We start from the raw sequence: 22,115 nt of genomic DNA, 5'->3' as shown, positions 1-22,115 counted from the left end.
TCACATCCACGGCGCGTAGAGCCAAGGAAAGGCGGTTGATGATTTGAAGCTTTGGAACGTAAGAATCTTCAGCAAATCGGATTCACCCTGCAACTACCGGTCTCTCCGTTATAAATTGTTGTCAGCCTCTGTCATGATAACGGCCATTCTGTGGTTGGGTGCGGTAAATCCACTGACCAGCACGGCTGCAGCCAGTAATGGAGGTATCCATGGTACGCCAACGTCAAGCAGCCCCATTCTGGCTCAGATACCGGGCAGTTTGGTTGATTTTGCCGAGGAGACCGTGGATCATTTATCGGTACATGCACCGTTTACCGCTTGGGACGAAGCAGAGATGGAATTCACCCCTCTCGGTCCGGGCACACACGGCTGGCTGATCACGATTTCGAGCGAGGGTATTCCGCAAGGATATATGATTATTAGTGCAGCAGACGATGGTAGTTACATCCTAAGCGAGTACGGGATCGGCTCCACCCTTCCCTTCAGCCAGGCGCCGCTGAATGAGCGCCTCGCAGCAGAAGGTCTTCTGAAGACAGGCGGGGGGGTATTACCCCAAGGAAGTGTCGTCCGCAAACTGTATGATGTATCACCTGTGTGGCAGGTTCAGCTTCCGGGCAAGAAGCCTGTTTATTTTAGCGCGCTGAACAGTGAGGCATTACCGGATGAACCTCAGTCGAGCAGAATCAAGGCATTACCAACACCTCTGTCAGCAGCGACAAAAGGGATCGTCACTTCGACATCTTCGAATGCTTGGCTTGCCGAGACACCCAATCTATCAGCCGCAGCCTCCGAGGATCCTTACGATAATCTGCTCTGGCTGACGTCAGCCCATCTAAACGCTGGCAGTAGTGCCGATCTCCGGAATCTACTACAGGAGCACTCTGCTCTGATATTCAAATCCAAAAAAAGCAATGCCGCCTTCGGATCCCCTTTCAGCTTAACCGGCTGGCATCGCTGGTCTTCTGGGAATCAGCAGAATCCGGCTGCGATTTATGTATCGGTTCCGCTGCGGGATAGCGACACCCTTCGCTTTTTGCCAGCATCTCATCTGATCGGGCAAGGCCAATTCTATGCACAGCCGGAATAGAGGGTTTCAATCTAAGCACTCCTTCTGAAATGTACTTCAACCATCTGCCCTCATCGTTATAAACATACAGACTAAACAGGACGCTGCCCTCTGAAGGGCAGCGTCCTTGTATAAGATGTAAATTCGGAATTTTGTGAACATGAAGCTGCAGCTACTTTTGCCTTTTTTTACGTTTGGAGGTTACGTCTTCTTTCCATAACGACATAGAGAACGGAATCATACCGAACCAACGGGTGGTCCAGGATTCCTTGACCCTTGCCTTGCGCCGGATATCCTTAGGTGTATCTATATAATGAACTACGCGCTCCGTAATGTACTTAATTAATTCATCGCCGCTAGCCATATGAATTCACTCCTTATGGTTTATCCACATCCCATTATCAGTTTGCTCCGTTTCAATGGATTCTAGACTCTGGAATATGATCGGCATGAATTTTCCGCAAAATGCACATTCTAATCAAGCCGAAATTTTTTACGTGAAAGAAGGAATCCATCATGGTTAAGGCAGCAGGGGTATGCATGCTCCTCCTTGCACTGGCAATTCCGAGTTCTGTCGCGGAGGCTTGCCAAGCAAAAGAACAAGCCATGGCGCCCCCCGCTCAATCCGTTTATCAAAGTTCAATACAGTCAACCCAGCTTCTGTCAGAAACGCCGGAATCCACCCAATCCTCCGGTAAAGAAACCGACCGCACCCAGCTTCGGCATCTGCACCCTTTTCCTTATGATGTCGTTCTGATTGATGTAGGTCACGGCGGAATCGATGGCGGTACGTCATATGGCGACATTCTAGAAAAAGATATCAATCTGGCCATCTCACGCCGACTGTTCATGCTGCTTCGCCAAGAAGGCTATCATGCCGTGCTGAATCGCGATGCCGATTATGCACTTAGCGATGACAACCGCTGGCATCGAACCTCCTCCAGACACCGCCGCGATCTGTCGCAGCGCAAGCAGCTCAGCAGCGAAATTCCGACCAAGCTCGTGGTCAGCGTTCATGTGAATTGGGGGAAGAATTCCTCCAAACGAGGCGGGATCGTGCTCCATCAATCCGAAGGCCGGAGCACTTTGCTTGCCGATACTATCCAGGAACAGTTGAATCTGGTGTATAACAACAGCAATCACATCATGCTGGGCAAGCCCTATTATCTGCTGAATCAAACCAAGGTGCCTGCGGTTATTGTAGAGACCGGTTTTCTGAGCAATGTGGAGGATCGGACGTTGTTGACCAGCCGCAACGGCCAAATGAAGATTGCCGAGGCCATTGCCGACGGGATCATAAGTTATTTAACAGCTCTGTAGTTCAGAGCTGTTTTTGTTTAGACAGGGGAGCTTCTAACGGTCTAGGACCTAAAACCCGATCATACGTTAATAAATCTAACATCAATATGAAAAAAGTATCATTTTTTTCAAAATTCCTTATAGAAATTTCAAGAAACTGTGGTAGTATAACTAACATGTATAAAGATACATTACTCAAATAGGGATTGGGGGAGATCGCTATGTTTGACTGGCTTGGCTATCGCCAGGGACTTCCGCTTTGGATTTCATGGCGTCTGAATCGTAAGTTGAAGGAAGATGTTGAAGAGATATTTGAAGGCATTGCCGAGACACGCAAAGAGCTGCTGTTCTCGTGGAGTCATGAATATTGGGGGCATCTGGACCGCCTCAAGGAGCAGCTGGACAAGCTTCATGCTTCAGGAGATTGCAGCGCGCATTCCTTGTCTTCAGACTCTCGAATGAATCAAGAGCAGCTGTTCTCTGCCCTTTACTCGCGCGCTTCCGACTTCACTGAATTGTTTGTGTTGAACCCCTCCGGTGAGGTCACGTATTCTACATACGCTTCACATATTGGTACAACCTATGATGACGGGAGTCAGTTGGGCCGTGCTATCCATCATCTCACCGGTCTTGGAACCGGCAAATTACTCTTCGGACCTTACGGCGACCCCATCACATTAACCATCGGTCCTCGAACCTCCACTTTTCACGACAAAATGACACTTTTATTCATGAATGCGCTCCATACAGACGGAGCTTTTGCAGGTATTCTGTGCGGGCGAGTGCCTAATGACGTCATTGGGGATTTAATTCAGCGGGAATCCGGACACATATACCCTGACTCCGGTGACAACTATATTTTTATGGCGAAGCCTGAGTTGAATCTTCACATCGCTCCGGGGACGGCCCTTTCAAGAAGCCGATTTGAAGATCGCACCTTTACCCACGGCGAGAATTTGAAGGATGGCGTTACCACCGACTGGGGTACGGTATCAGTCAAAGAGCATACTGAACTTGAGCTTATGTTCACCGATCCGGCAACAGGTCAACTCCATCCAGGGGTGGCCAGCACCATCCGCAACGGCGACAATCTGTTTGTTGCCTTTCCCGGTTACTCCGATTACCGCCATATACCGGTGATTGGCAAGGGCGTGACTTTTCGCTTGCCCCATTGTCCGGATGACTGGGGGATGATGTGTGAAGGCGATTTGGAGGAGGTCTACCGGATTCGCAGCATAAGATGGAGACATTCCAGGCTGCACAGCGCGTCCACGCTTCTCTCCAGCGTACTGACTGCTGCGATTGTATATGCTGCCGCCTCCCATTTATCTCCGCTAGCTGCCGCCATTATTGGCTTGGCCGCATGTCTGATTACCGGTCTCCTCACTTCTGCTCTGGTGGGGCGCAAGGAAATTGAACGGGTGGCGGATCGCCTTCGCCGTCTAAGCCGATTCATCCGCATTAATGCCGAAGGCACAGGCGACCTTACCCAGCGGCTGGATACCCGTCACTTCGATCATGACGAAACCCGCGAGTTAGCCAAATGGATCAACAATATGATCGATTCGCTGGAGAGTATCATGATGCAGGTGAAATTGACCGCAGGCGATGTTTCCTCCAGTCAACAGATCATGAATGACACAACCGCAGTTACTGTGACGTCCGCACAGCGGGTCAGCAGCAACATCAGCGAGATGATCCGCAGCATGCGCAGCCAGCTTCTGGATATTGATGCCGTCAAGGAGCGCGCGGAGCACATGCGGGAGACGCTGCGCCAGCTTGAACAGCAGGCCAATGAACAGATCGATGTGGCCAAGAACGAGGTGGTCCGCATCGGGGACAAGATGTCACACATCTCTTCCAAAGTCGAGGAAACAAACCATACCATCCGCATCTTCATGCAAACCGTTCGGGAGATAAAAGGTGTGCTGCATGTCATCGAGCAAATCTCATCACAAACACATCTTCTCGCCCTGAATGCATCGATTGAAGCCGCAAGAGTCGGAGAGCATGGCCAAGGCTTTGCCGTTGTTGCATCCGAGATCCGTAAGCTGTCCGACCTGACGAGACAGTCCACAGAGGAAGTCCATGGCATTATCAGTCATATCTACAAAGATGCCGAGTTTGCGTTTCAATCCATGGAGGAAGGGACCAAGGTGGTGCAGGAAGGCAATCTCCTGGTTTCCGCAGCCTCCGAGCTGTTAACGGCGGCGGCCGAGGATGATCTTCGGAAGCATCAGGCTGTTGATGAAGTGGTTCAGCTGATGGAGAAGATTGCTTCGGTCAGCAAGGAGAACCGCAAGATCTCCAAGGACGTGGAGAGCAGGGTTCAGGAGCTTTCCCGGGAAATCGAAAGCGTAAGACACACCTCCGGCAATGTAGAAGTCATTGCAAATTCCATGCAGCAGCTGGTGGGACAATTCAAGCTCAACGATTCCCGCATCCGTTAATTGCAGTTTCACCAAATTAAACAGGCCTTCATGCTTCAATCAAGTCGGTAATAGCCTGTGTCTTGTTGGAAGGCTGTATGTTTATAACAATGAGGGAGGCTCGGGCATCTAAGCCCGAACCTCCCTCATCTTCGTACCGATTTTGACTAATCCAGCAATTAAACGGGACGCATTAATACGTCGGCAGCGGATTAGGCCTCCAGCTTGAACGCTCTCTAACCAAATCGCTAATACCAACAAACTCAACCTTTTTTTGCAGCTCCGGAATGGAAACTTTCAGTGCTTCTGCCGTTCGGGTGCCGAATACGCCAACATGCCCAATGGCAATGCAGGATGTTCTTTCTTCCGCATGCTGTGCCGCCGTCACGAGCTGCTTGCTTACATGCTGTACCGTATGAACATCGTCCAGGAAAATATCATTGGCAATCGCTGGCATCCCCTTCTCTGCCGCCAGCTTGCCGACCACGCTGCGGTAATTGGTTTTACTATCGATAAAGAACAATCCTCTTTCCTTGCACACATCAAGCACAATCGACATGATCCGTTCATCACCTGTAACCTTGGAGCCCATATGATTGTTAATCCCAATCGCATACGGTACGGAATCGATCGCCTCTTCCATTCGTTTACGAATCTCCTCATCGGTAAGCGAGCTCAGAATGGCGCCAGGTCCAAGCCAGGAAGCTCGTCCCTGTTTAGGCTCCATGGGCATATGGATAATAACATCATGTCCCATCTTATGCGCGGACTCTGCATCCTTTTTGCTTGTTGGCAAAAAAGGCATCACGGCAACCGTAATCTTGACAGGCAGACTCAGCATCTCCTGAGTGCCCTTCTGACCATTGCCAAAGTCATCAATGATGACCGATAATTTACTTATTTTCTGCCCTTTGCCAGACTGGTTGTTCAGAGGCTCCTCACGTAACTGCCTGGTTACTTGAACAGGAGGCTCAGCGGCGTTGGCCGTCCCTGCAAAATATCCGCCCCCCTGTGTTCCGTTTGCGATCCCACATATCATACACAGCAAGAAGACAACCGAATTTCTAAATACCTTCCGCATTGTTCACGCCCCTTTCCTTTCACCATCATACTTACCAGACCTAACCGTATTATTTGAGAAAAGTTATTCAAATATGTAACACTGCAGCTGAATGTTAACATTCATTAGGACACCAGGCACAAGAAACCTCTCCGTTCAAGAAAATAAAAACAAGACACCTCCCGTCACAGGTAAACGCCTTGTTTCTTTTTTTGAGTATGTTCAGTTTTCCTTCAGAAGTGTTAAAAGTGTTGTCATTCAAGGATGCTCCTCTCCCGCAATAACCTGCAGCGCATTTCCGACGGATTGCAGAAGATTGCCGGCAGCCGTAAGATCGTTAGCTTTCTTATTCATGGCTGTGCCCCTCATTTTTGTGCTAATCTCTGCCTGAGCCGCATTGGCTATCGACTGCATCGCATTTCCAAGAACAGAGAGTCTTCGGCCTTCAGCCTGCAATTTCTTTCGTTTGGACAACTTTTTGGTTTGACCCAGAGCAGCAATATTCGTTCCCAACGCTTGCAGCCAAGCATAAGCCGCAAGCTGCTCTTGGAGACTCAAATCCTTGGCTGACAAGGCAATCACCTACTCTCAACTACCTATATCTATATCACTATCTAATATAATACGTGCATTCCATCTCTTTGGTATAAGTCATTAACCCTGTCCCATAGAATCTCCACGCAAAAAAACTCGTAAACTGCAAAGCAGTTTACGAGTTTTTTTCTTTAGGATGCGGTCGAGAGGACTCGAACCTCCACGGGGGTTAGCCCACACGGACCTGAACCGTGCGCGTCTGCCAATTCCGCCACGACCGCATATTGCCTGTCTGCCTCGAGTCAATCTCTAATCAGCGGCGACAAGATATATAATATCACGCTGAATGAATGGAGTCAACACTTTTTTTCAGCTTGATTAAAAACCTGATTTTCGGTTAAAATAAGAACATAAGTTCTCATTAAATAACCATTTACTATATAAAGGCGGTGAAGTTGATGGCCATACCGGCTGTTACGACGGAAGAGCGAGCGTTGATCAAGAGTTATCTGCTTCTGAGGTTCATCCATAAAGTGTTTGAGCGGGATTGCCGGATCATCCAGGAGAGCGGTGTCTTCAAGACCCCTCAATTGTATGTGGAAATGGTAGGTAACGGTGCCAAACGGGCAGCTGTCCTTCTTCGTGAAGTGAAGCAGGAGTTCGCCAAGCGAACGATCAAGGTTTATGACATCGTACAGAGCCAGGACGGAATTCAGGCACGGTATGCATGCCGGGGTTACATCGGATCGATGAATATTCTATGGCCATCCTTCCGCGAGGAGATGATGGACCGCATGCGCGCCTATCTCGGGCTGGTTCCGCCTGAGACCGAGACGACTGAGCATCCGGTTGCTCCTGCCGCTGCATTCGCCCGCTAATTGCGGCCGTTCAACAGAGAATAACCGTCTTATCCGGCTGCACAATACGCCGGATAAGACGGTTTAATTTGATCGTGCCTTAGTGAAGGTTATGCTGCACACGGGTCAATCCCTGCGAGAGAGCATGTCCAGCACTAGCGGCAGACGCTACTGCTACGGCCTCCATAATTTGAGCATCCGAGGCTCCCTTGGCACGGGCCTCTTCCATATGATAGAAGGTACACAGCTCATTATTGGCGAACAGCCCAATCCCGAGCGCAATCAGCTGTTTCGTTCTCTCATCCAGCTCGCCATCCGAAAAACAGACGCCGGTAAACTGATGATACGCCTCTGCCATCTCGGGCATGCTCTGCTTTAAATTCAGGATTTCATTTTTATATGCCGAGATCTTATCGTTGGACATTTCCATCATCTGAACACCTCTTCTAAATAAAATATTCTAGAGGTTAAGTTGTCCGACGAGTTCCAAATCTATGCCTACTCTTCAATTGGGCTTACTCTCGGCTCTTTTTTCAACTGATAGCTGTACCTGCGATCCAGCTTGACTACACGCCGGTTTCGGCGGCGGATGATAACCTGCTCCGGGTCCCAGGCGACAACAAAGCCGATAATATCATTGCTCTCCAAGCCGTCCCGCACAACCCGAACCAGCTCACCGGAAACCCTTAATTCATCAAGTCTTTCATCACTAATCATCGCCATGCCTCCTTCATCATCTTACTCTGCAAAAAAAGACCTAAATGAATATCATTTAGGTCTTTTGAATGCGATGCCATACGCTATCGATAAACATCCTGATTAAGGGATGTTCTATATACCCATTAACGCTGTGCCGGCTCTATGCTGTCATTCTTCTCGTACCAGAAGTCCAGAACGGTTGAAGACATCACACGCTTCTCGATATATTCCACTTGCTGAGGTGTGAACTGTTCCTTCCACTCGAAGGAAACCTCCTCACACAATCCGGCAATCGTCAGCAGTTCTGACCAGGCAACATAGCGTTTGTACCAGAAAAACTGAGGATGTTCAATCATATAGGGATATAGATCATCAAACTCCGTATGTTTACAATCCAAAGCACGTTCAAAATGTACCTTTGCTTCATTCAGCTTATCAATCAAAAACGGCTCGGTTACAGGTTGTTTCCCCATGGTGCTGCCTCCTCTCTCTTGCCTACCTCTTTATTATAAGCGAAAATCACGGAGGCGAAAAGAATTTGTTGCGATTTTAGGCGGAAATCCATCTAAAATCAACTACGAATTTCCATATTTCATATCTCATGGCACAGGTACAAACGTTCATGACCTAAGGCCTAGCCCTCTTCGCTTGCACGTTGAGTCGCCTATGCCGATTCTAACGATTTAGCTGAACGAAATTTTACCATCTTCAAGTGAGGAAATCGTAACTAGCGACTCCACATGAACATTTTGCTCACGCAGGGTTCTTGCCCCAGCCTGGAAACTCTTTTCGATCACAACACCAAGCCCGATTAATTCAGCGCCTGCCCGGTCAATGATTTTGATCAGACCTCTTGCTGCATCCCCGTTGGCAATAATGTCATCAATGAAGAGCACCTTATCATGTTCCCCTATAAACTGGCGTGACACCATAATATCCGTAACAATTCCTTTGGTGAAAGACGGGACGCGCTCACACAAGGCATCGGGGTCAGCCAGCAGTGTTTTCTTGCGTCGGGCGAATACCATAGGAACTCCCAGTTCAAAAGCCGCAGCAAATGCCACTGAAATGCCGGAGGATTCCAGCGTAACCACCTTGGTCACACCGCTTTCTTTAAATCTTGCCGCAAACTCTCGGCCCATCTCCATAATTAAAGCCGGGTCAACCTGATGTGTCAGCAGCGCATCCAGTTTCAGCACCTGCTCCGACAACACGACACCTTCTTTAATGATCCGCTCTTTCAACCATTCCATCAAAAAGACCTCCCACGATTCCTTTGTCGTAAAAGTAACATATTCCTCCCTGTACGGCAAGTACAAACGATCACTCCGTCATTTAAGTGTACGGTTTCCGTCATAAATCCTAACATCGAGCTCCATAACCAGACCAACCAATGACATAACCCCCTTATTAAGCGTACGCTCGGACAGGTTGGAGTCATGTCCCAGCTGTGTGAGGCATACCTTGTACTATGCAGAATTAATAACTTTCAAGGGGGCCGCGGCGCTTGCGTAATTATATGCGTGTTTTACAGATCGCCTTTACATATATTGGAACGATTGTGGGCGCTGGCTTTGCTACCGGTCGGGAAATCCTTCAATTTTTTACCCAGTATGGGCACTGGGCAACACTTACCATTCTGCTGACTACCGGATTATTTATCTGGCTCGGCACCAAAATCATGACGATATCCAAACGGATCGGCGCCCAATCCTTCGAAGACCTGAACAAGTTTCTGTTTGGGGAGAAAGCCGGGAGCTGGATCAGCCTCTTTATGTTTATCATCCTGCTTGGTGTGAACAGCATTATGCTTGCCGGTGCCGGATCCGTTTTTGTGGAGCATCTGAATTTAAATTATCAGACCGGATTGTTTGTAACGATGATCGGAACTTATTTTATTCTTAGAAAAGGCATTCAGTCCATCATGACGATGAACAGTCTCGTCGTTCCCATGATGCTGACCCTATCGGTTGCTATTGTCTCTCAAACGATTCACACACCGGGAGCCACCCGGTTCTTAACATTGACGACCGACCACAGTCTCCCTTCGGTTTGGCTTGCGCCGCTGCTCTACACGGCCTTTAACCTGGTGATGGCGATGCCGGTGCTGGTCCCGCTGGGCAGTCAAACGGAGAGCGCTCGCACCGTAAAATGGGGCGGCATCATCGGAGGTACAGGCGTAGGATTTATGCTGATGGCAGCCCATTTTGCGATGTCCGCCCATATGCCCGGCATTTCCCAATATGAAATTCCGATGGGCAGCATCGCCAATCAGCTGGGCTGGCTTGTTCAGATCATCTATCTCATTCTGATCTTCCTTGAAATATTCAGCACGTTTGTTGCCAACATCTACGGGATCACGCTGCAGGTGCAGCAGCGCACCTCCCTCTCGCCAAGAGTGATTACCCTGGGTATCATGGTGTTCTGTTATTTCTTCAGCCAGTTCGGTTTCAGCTCCCTGCTCTCCTTGCTCTACCCCACGTTCGGAGGACTGTGCCTGCTGTGGGTGCTCCGTCTGACTCTGTTCGGAACACCTCAGGTGAGGGACAAATAAGGAGCAAATAAATAAAAATAAATGGGGCTGTCCCAAAAGCACGTCATCAAGTGCCTTGGGACAACCCCATTCTTTATGACTGCAATGAAATCAGCTGCGCACCGGGTATCTGTGCCTGCGTTTGTTCAGCCACATGCCGGTGACAGGTCATCATCACAACCTGCCGGGTACGCGATAACTCCGAAATCAGCCGCAGTGCATGCCCCAGCCGTTCACCGTCGAAATTGACAAACAAATCGTCCAGCAGCAGCGGCAGGCCTTTTGCATGAGGCATCGACTGGATCAGCCCAAGACGCATGGCCAGATACAACTGCTCCGCCGTGCCTCGGCTTAATCTGCTGCTTTCAATCAGCTCGCCTTCCGGACGTTCTGCCAGCAGACTCTGGTCTCCCATCCGCATCACAATCCGGCTGTACAGGCCGCCGGTAAGGATCGAGAAATAGCGGGAAGCCAGCTGTAACACCTGAGGCTGTTTCTCCTCTTCATATAAACGACGTGTGCGCTTTATGAATTCGGAGGCCATCGAACGAACCGCATACTGGGAGACTAACTCCCTTAGTGCGGATCGCAATTCCTCGAGCTGCTGCAGGGCCGAATCCTGATTGCCCAAGGATTCCAGTGACTCCCGCTCCTGAAGCAGCCGCCCGCGCCGCTCCTGAAGCTCATCCCGAAGACGGGCCTCAGTTGAAGCAGACTCTTCCTTCTGGTTGCACAGAGCTTCCAGCTCCGCAGCATCCGTCAGCTCCAGCAGGTGTTCCAGCTGCCCGCGGCCTGCATCGTTCCAGCCGCTGAACATCGTAATTTCATGATGACGGATGATGCGAATCAGCTCTTCCCGCCGCTTGGAAGCCGCCCCCATTCGGAGAAACGATTCTTCATCAGGCGACTGGGATTGCGCAAGCAGGCCCGCTTTGCGCTGCTGCAGTTCATCTGTCTCTTCATTGATCGCTGCAACTTCCTTGCGCAGCTCGGCAATCCGTTCTGCCAGCACCTTACGCTGCCGCGTATCCTCTTGGTATTGCTTCCATCTGGAATGGAGATTCCCAAGCTCAGCCACTGTCAGGCTCTTGCTATCGTTAAGGTCACCTTCCGAATCAACCGCAAATATCTCATGGCATCGGAACACGTAATCCTCCGTCTCTCTTAACAGGACATCCATTTTCAGTCCAAGCGATCTCTTCTGGCGGATCAGCTCCTGCCCTTGCTCCACTTGAACGAACACATCCAGCATCACATCCGGAGAAAGCTTCTGTGGAAGAGCCCTGGACATCAGCCAAGACTCCCACTTCCGCTCCAACTCGAAGTATCGCTGCTCCTCCTGCTGAATCGTTTGAAGAACCGTTTTGAGTTCAGCAGCTTGAAGTGCGGCTTTCTCCTCGGCCGCCGCACAGTCCGAGCTTAATCGATCCAGCCGCTGCCGCCAGGCCTGCCATCCCTCCATCACAGACCGAAGCTCGCGCATCTGTGCCTCTACCGTTAAGGGATCATGTGCCATCGCTGCGGTTTTGTCCCTTCGGCTGCCCAGATTCGAGCTCGCAGCGGCATAGGGGGCAGCGATCAGCATGGAATATAGATGGTTGATCTCTTCTGTTCCGTACCTGTCATGAGCGGATATTTCCTGAGGCGGTACTCCATCAACGGCCAGCCCGCGGCGACCGCTCCAGTATACATACCCCATACCGAGCAGCATCATAATGCTGGAGATTACTGCGGCTTCCGGGGTCGCCGTCCAGAACAAAACCGCTGCCAGCAGCAGTGTCATGACCGCCATACCCGCAAGCAGCACCGAATGCATTCGCGGTAATCGGCTGTTCACCGGCCTGCTAGAGGAAGCCGCTTCAGGCTGAGTCCGGCTCAATCTTGCTTCACGCCAACGCTCGATCTCCAGCTGAAGCTGATTCCATAGCGCAGCGGTTTCCTTCGGCGCTGCCGGCTTTATTATGGCAAACGTCTCTTCCCCCCGCTCCACCTCCTCACGCAGCTGCCGCCGGGTTTCCCGGAGCGCCGATTCAGCTGCTGCCGCCGAACGCTCGGCGCCTCGCTGTTCAATGAACAACGCCTCCATCCGGCGGTCATATCCACTGAAAGCGGCGCTGATTCTCCGCACCTCGTCACGCTCAGCGGCGGATATCGATAAGGCCAGCAGCTCCTGCTGAGTCCATGCCGGATCTATATCCCGAAGCAGCTGCTCCAGCCTGATCTCTTGCGACTTATATTCGGCTGTGAGCTCTGCGAGTTCCCGATTCGCTGCTTCATAAATATTACGCCTCGACCACAGATCCTCAATCGCTTCGCCATACTGTTCCATAAAAGCGTTCGAGGCAAATGCCTTCAGCTTATCCTCTATTTCCTCTATCACCCGTTCGGCACGAAGGGACTGAGCAAGAAGAAGACGCTCTTCCTCCTGCATTTTTTCGTATCGGGTTATTCCATCAGCAGGAAAGGCATCACTGTCCATCAGATCCTTTAATTCCAGCCTGGCCTCACGCCATTCCAGCCAAACAGAACGGATCTCCACCGCTTTTCGAAGCAATGCCAAATCTCCAGCATTCCTGGCGCGCTCCTGCTCCAGCAAATCCAGCCGTTCCTCAGCCTCCTGGATGGAAGCAGCAACCTCGTTATAGCGGGGAACATAGGCCTGGCTCTCCCTAACCTGTGCCCTCAATTGCTCTATGGACTGCAGGAGCTTGGCCGTCTGCTGCACTTTCCCGCGAGGTTTATACAGCTTGTCCATCTCCGTAGACAGCTTGCGCTCAGCATCCAGTATATTGACGCCGCCGCCAATTCCGGCATGAAACAGATAGCTGCTCATCTCCGCGGATTGAAGGCTGCGGATTTCCTGCAGCTCGCTTAACGATATGGCAAACAGCTGACGAAACATATCCCTGGATACGCCGCCTAGAGCATACTGCTCCAGCTCCTGCTGTCCAAGCTCCATGACCATACCGTTTGCTATTTGTTTATGAATATGTAAACGGTCACCCTTGCCAGCCGCCGAGCCCGCCGAGCCGGTCTCCCTGGACCGGCTGTAGCGCTTGATGACCCATGGCACACCCTCTTCATCCAAAAAGCGCAGCTCACCCCCATGAATTCCTTCATCAGCAGGCGCGCCGCGCTCCGCCGGTGAGCCTTTGCCGGGAAAACCGTAGAGCATGGCTCTGATAAAATACAGCACGGTACTTTTTCCCGCTTCATTCGGTCCGTAAAGCACGGTTACCGGTGCTTCAATCGTCAGGCTTTTGTCACGCACTGCTCCAAAGCCCTGGATGTTCATCCGCTCAAGTCTCATGCTCCGGCACCTTCCCCCTGCGAACGGTCACGCAGCAGTAACCCCAGCGTCAGTTCCTCTGCCCTGCGAAGCCAATCCAGCATCTCTTCCGGGCTTGTGTCATCGAGCAGAGACCGGATTTCGGCGTGCTCGAGCAAAGGCTCCACACTCCTGGCAGCAACTCCATCCGGCTCATGAAGCCTTCCCTGTTCCTGCCTGGCGAGCCGAAGCAAATCCCCCGCAAAGCTGTCCTCCTGCAGCAGCCGCTCTGTATCGATTGCGTCCCCCGATTGAAGCGTGAAGCTCTCAATCCAGACGCAGCCGCGATAACCGGACATCCGTCCCTTCGCAGCCTCTCTTCTACGCAGATCGGCCAGCAGCTCATCCAGCACATATCCGCCTTCAAGCTGGCGATGAACCGGGCTTCGACCCGTGATCCGAACCCGGATCATGCTCAGCTGCTCCGGGTTCTCCCGGGCCGTGTGCGTAAGAATCCGCTCCAGCGACAGCCTCCACGCATCGACGTCCTGGGTAGAATCGATAGGAGCTTCTACAACGTTCCAGCGCATGGAATCCAGCTCGTGGAAACAGAGCTTCGTGTTGAAATCTTCATCAACATCGACGACATAACAACCCTTGGGGCCGGTCTCCCGAACGTGGCGTCCCTGGATATTGCCGGGATAGACAATGTAAGGAGATTCCTGCAAGGTACGACGGGAATGAATATGTCCGAGCGCCCAGTAATGAAATCCGGCGTGGATCAAATCCTTTTTTGAGCAGGGCCCATAGGTTTCGTGCTGCGGGTCTCCATCCACATTGGCATGCAGCAGTCCAATCTGATACAACCCGCTGGTTGGGGCTGGATATCGTATCGCAATATTATCCGTTACCTTCGAGGTTGGATACGACATCCCGGTAATGACCGCCACCTCTTCACGGTCTGAACGACGAACCGCCGTTACGCTGGCAGGCTCGCCCCCAAACACATGGACATGGGAGGGCAGCGTCATCGAGAGCTTGGTACTGTCCAGCGGATCATGGTTGCCATGAATCGCATATACCGCAATCCCTTCCTTACCCAAACGCTCAAGGGCCTCCATGAATCGGAGCTGTGCCCGAAGCGAGATGTTGGAGCTGTCATAGATATCCCCGCTGATCACGATAAAATCAACCTGCTGATCCATGGCGAGCCGAACGAGCTGATCCAGCGCGCGAAAAGTCGAATCTTGAACGAAAGACCGCAAGCTGTCATCAAGTCCGCTTATGCCGATAAACGGACTGTCCAGGTGTAAATCTGCGGTATGAATAAATCGAAAAGATGCCATAGCCGATCCCTAACTCTCTATCTGGGGTTGAAATTTCAAATACATTTTCTTCAGTTCATTCACCGACCTGGCCAGGGAGTACTGGTTCTTCGCCTTATCCGAAGCGGTTCGGGCAAGCTCATAACGATACAACGGATCACTGATGACCTTCTCGAGTGCAACACTCAATGCCATCGGGTCTTCCGCCGGTACAAGCAAGCCGTTCACCCCGTCCTCAATCTGCTCGGCAATACCGCCAACGTCAGTGCCGACCAGGGCCAGCGAGCTTAACGCAGCCTCTGCAAACACCGAGCCGAACGCTTCCGCTCTTGAAGGCAGGACAAAGATGTCAAAGAACGGCATAAATTCCTCAGGATGCAGCGTATATCCATAAAAAATCGTCTCCTGATAAATGTCGAGCTCCTTCGCCATCTCCTCAAGCTCCTGACGGGAAGGTCCGTCGCCGATAATATGAAGGACGTAATCGTATCCCTTCCGTTTCAGCTCCGCGCAGGCTTGAAGCAGAGTATCCAATCCTTTGGCAGGCACCAGACGGCATACCGTAATAAGCTGTGGCACCGCATTTTCATGAGGAACCGGCTTAAATCGCTTATCGTCAAATCCGTTATGGATAACCCCGATCGATTCAGGGGTGTTCACATAGGGCGACATGTAAGCCTTGAAGGAATTTGATACCGTCAGCAGGCGGTCACTGATATATTCGAGCTCCCTGTACAAAGAAACCAGGAATCGGTGCTCAAGCCCCCCCTCCTTGATCCTTCCGTTCAGAATGAGCTCACGCTCGTAACTGGAATGCACGGTTTGAATCAGCGGAACCTCGGGGAATACGGCTTTCATGGCCATGCCTGCAATGGGATGATGACTATGAATGAGATCATAAGGCTTTTGAATGCGCAGACGCGTCCACCACAGATAGTCCCGGTACGTTTGAAGGTATTTTGCAACTATCGGACTTTCTTCGTATTCTCTCCAATCAAAGGTATGGAATATTGGATCCTCATGGCCTTTGTTGCGGATCCGCTTGGGCAGCCAGAACATCTCCATCTCCCAACGGGAAGAATGAAAACGCTCCTGCAAATAAGGAATCATGGACGAGACGCCACCTGGTTGTTCTGGAGGAAAAAATAATGCCTGAAGAAGTTTCATGGGGATCCCCCTTTCTCTAAATCTCTTTTCAGATTCTTTTTCGATATGATATATTAGAACATATGTTTCATGCAAAGGAAACCTATCCCTTTTCAGGAGTGAATCGATTTGTCCTATGAATTGAGCTACTGGTCCACTTCTCCACTACCCACCATATTTGCTGTATGCGGAGCGTATATCGCCCTCATGATGCTGATCATGTGTCTGTTTATGTACAGCAAGCAGCGCAAGAATGCTTACCTTTATATGGCGGCAGCTTTCCTCTTTATTATGACATACGAGGGTCTGAACATCCATTCAGCATTGACGGGAATGCCTGTTTTTTCACCGGAATCGGACATTTTACGTTTTATCCAGCTTTTTTCGTTTGTCCTGCTGAACGTCTCGGTTGTCATGCTGTACCGTAAAATCAAGACCATGCATTACTGGCTTCCATTGCTGTCAGCCGCACTGCTTGTGCTTCCGCTCATTCTTCCTTCTTTCCTTCCTTTCACCCTAGATCCGATATGGCAGAGCATATATTTTGATTGTTTTCAATTCGTTGCCCTCTACCTGGCTTTTGTCAAGGTAACCCCTCGTATCGGACAACCGGTTAAATATGCGATGGGGCTTGCCGTGTACACCGTTTGGGGTATTTTGCAATCCATACATACCTATTCAGGCACCCTGGCTTCTGTACTTCAAGGGTTTGCGCTCGCGCTGCCGGTGCTGTTCTACAGCATTGTATTTTTCATTTTATTCAGACGCATCGTCGAGCTGATGCAATCCATATACCGCTCTGCCATCACAGACGGATTGACAGGGCTATACAATCGAAGGCATTTTATGAAGTATCTTGATCATTACACGTCGCAGGAACTGAAAATATCCGCCATTTTCTGTGACATCGATAATTTCAAGAAACTCAACGATACGCAGGGCCATGCCAGAGCCGATGAAGTGCTGAAGCAAGTCGCCGCCATTATGGAGGAAGAGCTTGAAGGAATCGGGATTACAGGCCGGTATGGCGGCGAGGAACTGGTCGCCTTGGTGGTTGACCGCAAGGTCAAGCCCGCTCAGGTTGCCGAGAATATTCGGGCCAGGGTGGCAAGCGAAACCATCGTAACCCTCAGTATCGGGTACAGCGTGCTGCGCAAAGGCGTTCGTGGTGACGAGCTTATGAAACAGGCAGACAAAGCGATGTATCATTCGAAGACAAACGGCAAGAACAAGGTGTCCGATTACCGGTCCATGAAAACCGCGTCAGCAGAACCGAAGGAATCTGCCGGATAACACAGGCGGCAGGGCTGCCCTCTTCGTATAGAGGGCAGCCCTTTTTTAGCTTGACATTTCTTTACTAGTACCGCAACAACGTGATAAACTAATGACCGATTCCTTAAAGCCAGAGAACGATCAACTCTGAACAGGAGTTTTTTTGCCTTTACACTTCAAGATGCTATTTATTCTATAGAAGGAGCTATTTAACGAATGAGAAAGGAACTATTGCCTGTAGGCTATGTTACCAGTATGAATGAAATACTCGGAGATGCTTCATATGACTTCTGGGACAGCTACGATTCGCCCCGCACCCATGGACTGCGCCTAAACCGGCTGAAAGCGGTTCATGACGCAGACAACCTAAAGAACCTGATTCGCCAATTCCACCTGACAGCGGTGCCTTGGTGTGACAGCGGATATTATTATGATGATAACGAGCGTCCAGGCAAGCACCCCTACCATGCCGCCGGACTATATTATATTCAGGAGCCCTCTGCAATGTCCGCAGTAGAACTGCTGGATCCTCAGCCCGGGGAGACCATCCTGGATCTTGCAGCGGCTCCCGGCGGTAAGACAAGCCATATTGCGTCCAAGATGATGGGGCAAGGGCTGCTCGTTTCTAACGAAATCCACCCCGAACGGGCACGGATCCTGGCCGAGAACGTGGAGCGTATGGGCATTAAGAATACTGTTGTTACGAGTGCGGCCCCGGACCAGCTATCCCGCCGTTTCGTTGCCTGCTTTGACCGGATCATGCTTGATGCTCCATGCTCCGGTGAAGGCATGTTTCGAAAGGACGCCGCAGCCATTGCCGAATGGTCCCACGATCATGTGGAACTGTGTGCTTCCCGGCAGTGGGACATTGTCCAGGAGGCCTACCACATGCTCAAACCCGGAGGAACGCTGGCTTATTCCACCTGTACATTCAATAAGGCCGAGAACGAGGAAATGGTCGGGCGTATTCTCAAGCAGTATCCCGACATGGAACTGAGAGAAATGAAGCGTTTATGGCCGCATCTGGAACGCGGCGAGGGGCATTTTGTTGCCGTCTTGACCAAATCGGCTGCCGGAGTTGTAAGTCAGAACATGGAGTCGTTGTCAACAAACAGCAAACTTCCGGCTAAATCAAGACAGAGCGGCAATCAACCCCCTGCGCAGTCCGCGTTGGACGCGTTTCTGGACTGGGCGAAGCAGGACATCCCCGGCTTTGAGCTTAGCGGCGGCAGACCGATCTTGTTTGGCGAGGAGCTGTACTGGCTCCCGGTCAGCGAAGGCTGGGATTGGAATGACCAGCAGCTTAAGGGACTGAAGATGCCCCGTGCAGGACTTCACCTGGCGCATCTGAAGAAGAACCGGATCGAGCCCGCACATGCCCTTGCTATGTCCTTGAAACGCGACCAAGCTGCGAGAAGCTGGGATCTGGCCTCAGATTCGGCGGATGTAGCCGCCTATCTGCGGGGAGAGGTGCTTTCGATTCCTTCCGAATACCGGGGGTGGACTTTAGTGACTACAGATGGACTCCCCATCGGCTGGGGCAAATCCAGCGGCGGTCAGCTTAAGAATCATCTGCCTAAAGGCCTGCGGAATCCGAAGTGATATTCTGATTCAACGAACTGCAAGAATGACACGGTTCGCTGAGCCTGAATGATTATCTCCCGATATCTTAAGTCCAACGGAACACCAACAAAGGGGTTATCCTTTCTGCAATTACGCAGAGGATAACCCCTTGTTCATCTTACCTTATCTATTGTGTGTCTTCATCTTATCAAAAATCATAGGCTGCATCTTTGGCTTCCTGAATGGCTGTCAGCACGTTCAGATGCATTACCGTATCTTCCACCAGCCGATCAATCCGAAAGAGAATATCGTCATTTACGATCTCATTGCGGTGAAAATCCTTTTCCTCGATAAACACGTAGGTTGGTACGATATGTGCCTTCATATAAGACAGAATTGGCTTTAACTGCTGTTCTATCATCAGAAAATGCCGGGCTGATCCTGCTGTCGCCAGCATGCTGACCACCTTGCCGCGAAATGCGTTCACTGGCAATAAGTCAAAGATATTTTTAAGCGTTGCCGGAATCGAAGCTTGGAAAGTAGGCGTTCCGATGATGATTGCGTCTGCCTCCATAATCGTTTCGGCCACATATTTCGTATCTCCATCATACTCGCGATAATCCCTTCCATCCCCAAACACGATGGTGTATTCCTCCAAATCCAGCAAAGTAATCTCGGCATTCGGATATTGAGCGCGGGCTGCATTCAAAGTATAGTCCATCGCCGTTTTGGTTTTGGTGCCGACGTTCGAGCCGGCGATTCCTACGATTTTCATCCGATATTCTCCTTTGTTTTAGCCGTATGCTTTCGGATCGCCGGTGCTATGACCGTAGCAATAAGCTCAATGTTTTTGGCGATTTTATCAAATGGCAGTCCGCCAAAGTCGATCTGCGCCAAGAAGCGCTGTTGTCCGTACAGCTCATGTTGATAGAGCATTTTCTCAATGATCTGCTGCGGACTCCCGATCATCAGCGCATCGCGGTGATCCGTTGACTGGGCGAATTGCTGCTTCGGATAACCGCCGCCTTTGAGCGCCATCATGCCGGAATTAATATGCGGATAGTATTCACGAAGCGCATCCTGCGAGTTCTCTGCCGTATATAACAAGCCGGTGGTTGCTATCGGAAGCAGAGCAGGGTCATATCCGCTGCGCTGCAGCGCTTCACGGTACGCATCAACCGCAAGCTTAAAGTTCCTGGCCGGGCCGCCCAGCGTGGTCAGCATCATCGGAACCCCGGCATAACCTGCTTTGATTGCACTCGCGGGCGGTCCTCCGACGGCGCGCCAGATCGGCAATCTTCCGGATTGAGGCTGCGGAAGTATAGCCGCATGGTTCAGCGGCGCACGGAACTGCCCCTCCCAGGTTACGGTTTCTTCCGCATTGATTTTGAGCAGAAGCTCCATCTTTTCCTCAAACAATTCCTCGTAATCACGCACGTCATAACCTAGCAGGCTGTAAGCCCCGACGCGTGAACCGCGGCCGGCTACAATTTCGGCACGACCCTTCGAGATCAGGTCAAGCGTAGCAAAATCCTCGTACACACGCACCGGATCCGATGTGCTCAGCACCGTGGCCGAGCTTGCGATTTTTATATTCTTTGTTGCCTGGGCAATCGCGCCCAGTATGACCGTATGTGCTTGCGTGGTGAAATAAGTCTGATGGCTTTCCCCTACCGCAACTACGTCCAATCCAGCTTCATCCGCCAGCTTCGCTGCCTCGATGAGTTCATGTATACGTTGTTCAGCGCTAATGCGGGTTCCGGTCAGCGGATTGATCATATGCTCACCGATGGAATAAATGCCGATTTCGAGTCCTTTATCCGGATCAATACGATATTCTTTCATGATGTGGTGCCTCCTTTATGAATCTAATGGTGTCAGTTTTGCTTCAATTTCAGCACGTTTGCCCTCTAAGAATGGCGGCAGGTCCAGCCGCTTGCCCAGCTCTTCTACGCTGGAATCTGCTGTGAAGCCCGGTCCGTCCGTCGCGATTTCAAATAAGATGCCGTTCGCTTCGCGAAAATACAGACTCTTGAAATAAAAGCGGTCGATGATTCCCGTCGACTGGAACCCCCGTTCTATGACAGCCTCATTCCAATAAGCGAGCTCCTCCTCGTTGTTTACACGGATCGCCAGATGGTGTACGCTGCCCCGTCCTGGTCTTTCGCTTGGCCCATCCTGCTGCTTAACTACAATCTCACCAAGCGCCTGCCCTTCAACGGACTGGTATATCGCTTCATGTTCCGAACGTGAAACTTCGGTATATCCAAGAACTTCCGTGAGTGTTGCCGCCATTTTTCCGAGATTGCGTACGGTCATCTCAACCGGACCCATTCCCAGAATGCGGTGCTCCTGTTCAACCGTGGAATCTTTCCAGGCCGCCCAACCAGCCGGTACCTCGGCACCGTCATGGTTAATAAGAATGAGGCGAAGTCCTTCCGGATCCTCGAATGGAAGTGCTTCTCTGCCTGCGTACTCGGTCATGTCACCATGGGTAACTTCATATTGTTCAAACCGCTGTTTCCAATACTTCAGACTATCTGAGGAGGGAACAAGCAGCCCGATTTGCGTAATCGCATTGGTGCCGCGGACCGTTCTGCCTGCAGCAGGCATTTCGAAGAAAGATAGCTCGGTCCCGGCACTTCCCGTTAAATCCCCATAAAACAAATGGTACATGGAAGGATTGTCCTGATTGACAGTCTTCTTTACTCTGCGCAAACCCAATTTCTTATGATAAAACTCATGATTTAACGGAGCGTTCTTCGTGAGCATGGATATATGATGATGCCCTGGAATGTGATGCATAACAATTCCCACCTCTTTCAATTAACTAATTAAGTGATCTTGTAAAAAAATATATATTCATTACAATACCGATCTATAACGCCCCGCCACGGCGTCATGGCGCATATTAGGACGATTTAATTTTCACATTGATAACATATGATTTTCGTATTCCACTGTTTGTATACGGTTTATTCTTTAGTCAGTATCCGAGCTTTCATGAGGTTAAGGGATATGCAATTTCTAATCCAGCTCATGCCTACCTTGGGCATGGATTACC

General features: G+C 50.7%; 20 protein-coding genes and 1 tRNA gene. 7 read left to right on the top strand and 14 right to left on the bottom strand.

The annotated features are described in order from the left end of the window. The first annotated feature begins 43 nt into the window (after positions 1–43). Complete coding sequence (locus WDY75_RS10100) at positions 44–1,087, top strand: hypothetical protein (protein WP_063480195.1); 1,044 nt, start codon at positions 44–46, stop codon at positions 1,085–1,087. Positions 1,088–1,238: 151 nt separating this feature from the next. Here the strand turns inward: WDY75_RS10100 and WDY75_RS10095 are convergent, their stop codons facing one another. Next, on the bottom strand, positions 1,239–1,430 hold the full coding sequence (locus tag WDY75_RS10095) for a YqzE family protein (protein ID WP_006211646.1): 192 nt from the start codon (positions 1,428–1,430) through the stop codon (positions 1,239–1,241). Positions 1,431–1,582: 152 nt separating this feature from the next. Here WDY75_RS10095 and WDY75_RS10090 point away from each other — a divergent pair, with 152 nt between their 5' ends. Further along, a complete protein-coding gene (locus WDY75_RS10090; RefSeq protein ID WP_006211647.1) occupies positions 1,583–2,386 on the top strand; it encodes an N-acetylmuramoyl-L-alanine amidase in 804 nt (267 codons plus the stop codon). A gap of 200 nt (positions 2,387–2,586) precedes the next feature. After that, positions 2,587–4,815, top strand: coding sequence for a methyl-accepting chemotaxis protein (locus WDY75_RS10085; protein WP_063480196.1), 2,229 nt, complete (start codon positions 2,587–2,589; stop codon positions 4,813–4,815). 172 nt (positions 4,816–4,987) lie between these two features. Here the strand turns inward: WDY75_RS10085 and WDY75_RS10080 are convergent, their stop codons facing one another. The 3 genes from WDY75_RS10080 to WDY75_RS10070 form a co-directional block, all read right to left on the bottom strand. Then, positions 4,988–5,875, bottom strand: a complete 888-nt coding sequence (locus WDY75_RS10080; protein ID WP_063480197.1) for a divergent polysaccharide deacetylase family protein — start codon at positions 5,873–5,875, stop codon at positions 4,988–4,990. Positions 5,876–6,112: 237 nt separating this feature from the next. Then, on the bottom strand, positions 6,113–6,436 hold the full coding sequence (locus WDY75_RS10075) for a DUF6944 family repetitive protein (protein ID WP_006211650.1): 324 nt from the start codon (positions 6,434–6,436) through the stop codon (positions 6,113–6,115). 149 nt (positions 6,437–6,585) lie between these two features. Continuing rightward, positions 6,586–6,669 (bottom strand) — tRNA-Leu (locus WDY75_RS10070). Positions 6,670–6,846: 177 nt separating this feature from the next. On the opposite strand from WDY75_RS10070, the gene WDY75_RS10065 reads away from it, so the two are divergent. Further along, on the top strand, positions 6,847–7,266 hold the full coding sequence (locus WDY75_RS10065; RefSeq protein ID WP_006211651.1) for a hypothetical protein: 420 nt from the start codon (positions 6,847–6,849) through the stop codon (positions 7,264–7,266). Positions 7,267–7,345: 79 nt separating this feature from the next. Here WDY75_RS10065 and WDY75_RS10060 read toward each other — a convergent pair whose 3' ends face one another. The 4 genes from WDY75_RS10060 to WDY75_RS10045 form a co-directional block, all read right to left on the bottom strand. Then, entirely contained in the window at positions 7,346–7,675 is a 330-nt protein-coding gene (locus WDY75_RS10060) for a carboxymuconolactone decarboxylase family protein (RefSeq protein WP_006211652.1), read from the bottom strand. A gap of 68 nt (positions 7,676–7,743) precedes the next feature. Next, the gene (locus tag WDY75_RS10055; RefSeq protein ID WP_006211653.1) at positions 7,744–7,962 is read right to left on the bottom strand and encodes a hypothetical protein; all 219 of its coding nucleotides are present in this window, start codon (positions 7,960–7,962) and stop codon (positions 7,744–7,746) included. A 125-nt stretch (positions 7,963–8,087) separates the two neighbouring features. Then, complete coding sequence (locus WDY75_RS10050; protein ID WP_006211654.1) at positions 8,088–8,417, bottom strand: hypothetical protein; 330 nt, start codon at positions 8,415–8,417, stop codon at positions 8,088–8,090. Positions 8,418–8,627: 210 nt separating this feature from the next. Continuing rightward, complete coding sequence (locus tag WDY75_RS10045; protein WP_006211655.1) at positions 8,628–9,197, bottom strand: xanthine phosphoribosyltransferase; 570 nt, start codon at positions 9,195–9,197, stop codon at positions 8,628–8,630. Between the two features lie 254 nt (positions 9,198–9,451). Here WDY75_RS10045 and WDY75_RS10040 point away from each other — a divergent pair, with 254 nt between their 5' ends. Then, entirely contained in the window at positions 9,452–10,498 is a 1,047-nt protein-coding gene (locus tag WDY75_RS10040) for a membrane protein (protein ID WP_036641641.1), read from the top strand. 73 nt (positions 10,499–10,571) lie between these two features. Here WDY75_RS10040 and WDY75_RS10035 read toward each other — a convergent pair whose 3' ends face one another. From WDY75_RS10035 to WDY75_RS10025, 3 genes are read right to left on the bottom strand one after another with little or no spacing between them, the layout of a single operon-like run. Then, entirely contained in the window at positions 10,572–13,787 is a 3,216-nt protein-coding gene (locus WDY75_RS10035) for an AAA family ATPase (RefSeq protein WP_063480198.1), read from the bottom strand. Continuing rightward, positions 13,784–15,091 carry a metallophosphoesterase gene (locus tag WDY75_RS10030; RefSeq protein ID WP_063480199.1) on the bottom strand — a complete coding sequence of 436 codons (1,308 nt, stop codon included), beginning with the start codon at positions 15,089–15,091 and terminating at the stop codon, positions 13,784–13,786. Before WDY75_RS10030 ends, WDY75_RS10035 begins: the two co-directional genes overlap by 4 nt. 9 nt (positions 15,092–15,100) lie before the next feature. After that, positions 15,101–16,237: a glycosyltransferase family 4 protein gene (locus tag WDY75_RS10025; RefSeq protein ID WP_040680853.1), complete on the bottom strand. Its 1,137-nt coding sequence runs from the start codon at positions 16,235–16,237 to the stop codon at positions 15,101–15,103. A gap of 108 nt (positions 16,238–16,345) precedes the next feature. Between WDY75_RS10025 and WDY75_RS10020 the strand changes: the two genes are divergently transcribed. Together WDY75_RS10020 and WDY75_RS10015 are read left to right on the top strand one after the other, a co-directional pair. Then, positions 16,346–17,509, top strand: coding sequence for a GGDEF domain-containing protein (locus tag WDY75_RS10020; protein WP_040680854.1), 1,164 nt, complete (start codon positions 16,346–16,348; stop codon positions 17,507–17,509). A 195-nt stretch (positions 17,510–17,704) separates the two neighbouring features. Beyond that, positions 17,705–19,090, top strand: coding sequence for an RsmF rRNA methyltransferase first C-terminal domain-containing protein (locus WDY75_RS10015; RefSeq protein WP_063480200.1), 1,386 nt, complete (start codon positions 17,705–17,707; stop codon positions 19,088–19,090). 169 nt (positions 19,091–19,259) lie between these two features. On the opposite strand, the gene WDY75_RS10010 is transcribed toward WDY75_RS10015, so the two are convergent. The 3 genes from WDY75_RS10010 to WDY75_RS10000 are packed head-to-tail and all read right to left on the bottom strand — an operon-like array spanning position 19,260 to position 21,856. Beyond that, complete coding sequence (locus WDY75_RS10010) at positions 19,260–19,826, bottom strand: NADPH-dependent FMN reductase (RefSeq protein ID WP_063480201.1); 567 nt, start codon at positions 19,824–19,826, stop codon at positions 19,260–19,262. Continuing rightward, positions 19,823–20,896 (bottom strand): LLM class flavin-dependent oxidoreductase, encoded by a 1,074-nt coding sequence (locus tag WDY75_RS10005; RefSeq protein WP_036641633.1) that lies wholly within the window; start codon positions 20,894–20,896, stop codon positions 19,823–19,825. Before WDY75_RS10005 ends, WDY75_RS10010 begins: the two co-directional genes overlap by 4 nt. Before the next feature lie 15 nt (positions 20,897–20,911). Beyond that, positions 20,912–21,856: a ring-cleaving dioxygenase gene (locus tag WDY75_RS10000; protein ID WP_063480202.1), complete on the bottom strand. Its 945-nt coding sequence runs from the start codon at positions 21,854–21,856 to the stop codon at positions 20,912–20,914. Between the last annotated feature and the right edge of the window lie 259 nt (positions 21,857–22,115).

The organism is Paenibacillus glucanolyticus (genome assembly GCF_037333485.1).
Taxonomy (GTDB): Bacteria; Bacillota; Bacilli; order Paenibacillales; family Paenibacillaceae; genus Paenibacillus_AQ; species Paenibacillus_AQ glucanolyticus.
Note: the sequence above shows the minus strand (reverse complement) of the source record. Positions and strands in the feature narration are given on the sequence as shown.

What these genes read in the sequence shown, in the direction of transcription:
- WDY75_RS10095 (WP_006211646.1), bottom strand. Translation starts at nt 1,430, where the DNA reads ATGGCTAGCGGCGATGAATTAATTAAGTACATTACGGAGCGCGTAGTT.
- WDY75_RS10090 (WP_006211647.1), top strand. Translation starts at nt 1,583, where the DNA reads ATGGTTAAGGCAGCAGGGGTATGCATGCTCCTCCTTGCACTGGCAATT.
- WDY75_RS10085 (WP_063480196.1), top strand. Translation starts at nt 2,587, where the DNA reads ATGTTTGACTGGCTTGGCTATCGCCAGGGACTTCCGCTTTGGATTTCA.
- WDY75_RS10080 (WP_063480197.1), bottom strand. Translation starts at nt 5,875, where the DNA reads ATGCGGAAGGTATTTAGAAATTCGGTTGTCTTCTTGCTGTGTATGATA.
- WDY75_RS10065 (WP_006211651.1), top strand. Translation starts at nt 6,847, where the DNA reads ATGGCCATACCGGCTGTTACGACGGAAGAGCGAGCGTTGATCAAGAGT.
- WDY75_RS10060 (WP_006211652.1), bottom strand. Translation starts at nt 7,675, where the DNA reads ATGGAAATGTCCAACGATAAGATCTCGGCATATAAAAATGAAATCCTG.
- WDY75_RS10055 (WP_006211653.1), bottom strand. Translation starts at nt 7,962, where the DNA reads ATGATTAGTGATGAAAGACTTGATGAATTAAGGGTTTCCGGTGAGCTG.
- WDY75_RS10050 (WP_006211654.1), bottom strand. Translation starts at nt 8,417, where the DNA reads ATGGGGAAACAACCTGTAACCGAGCCGTTTTTGATTGATAAGCTGAAT.
- WDY75_RS10045 (WP_006211655.1), bottom strand. Translation starts at nt 9,197, where the DNA reads ATGGAATGGTTGAAAGAGCGGATCATTAAAGAAGGTGTCGTGTTGTCG.
- WDY75_RS10035 (WP_063480198.1), bottom strand. Translation starts at nt 13,787, where the DNA reads ATGAGACTTGAGCGGATGAACATCCAGGGCTTTGGAGCAGTGCGTGAC.
- WDY75_RS10030 (WP_063480199.1), bottom strand. Translation starts at nt 15,091, where the DNA reads ATGGCATCTTTTCGATTTATTCATACCGCAGATTTACACCTGGACAGT.
- WDY75_RS10025 (WP_040680853.1), bottom strand. Translation starts at nt 16,237, where the DNA reads ATGAAACTTCTTCAGGCATTATTTTTTCCTCCAGAACAACCAGGTGGC.
- WDY75_RS10015 (WP_063480200.1), top strand. Translation starts at nt 17,705, where the DNA reads ATGAGAAAGGAACTATTGCCTGTAGGCTATGTTACCAGTATGAATGAA.
- WDY75_RS10010 (WP_063480201.1), bottom strand. Translation starts at nt 19,826, where the DNA reads ATGAAAATCGTAGGAATCGCCGGCTCGAACGTCGGCACCAAAACCAAA.
- WDY75_RS10005 (WP_036641633.1), bottom strand. Translation starts at nt 20,896, where the DNA reads ATGAAAGAATATCGTATTGATCCGGATAAAGGACTCGAAATCGGCATT.
- WDY75_RS10000 (WP_063480202.1), bottom strand. Translation starts at nt 21,856, where the DNA reads ATGCATCACATTCCAGGGCATCATCATATATCCATGCTCACGAAGAAC.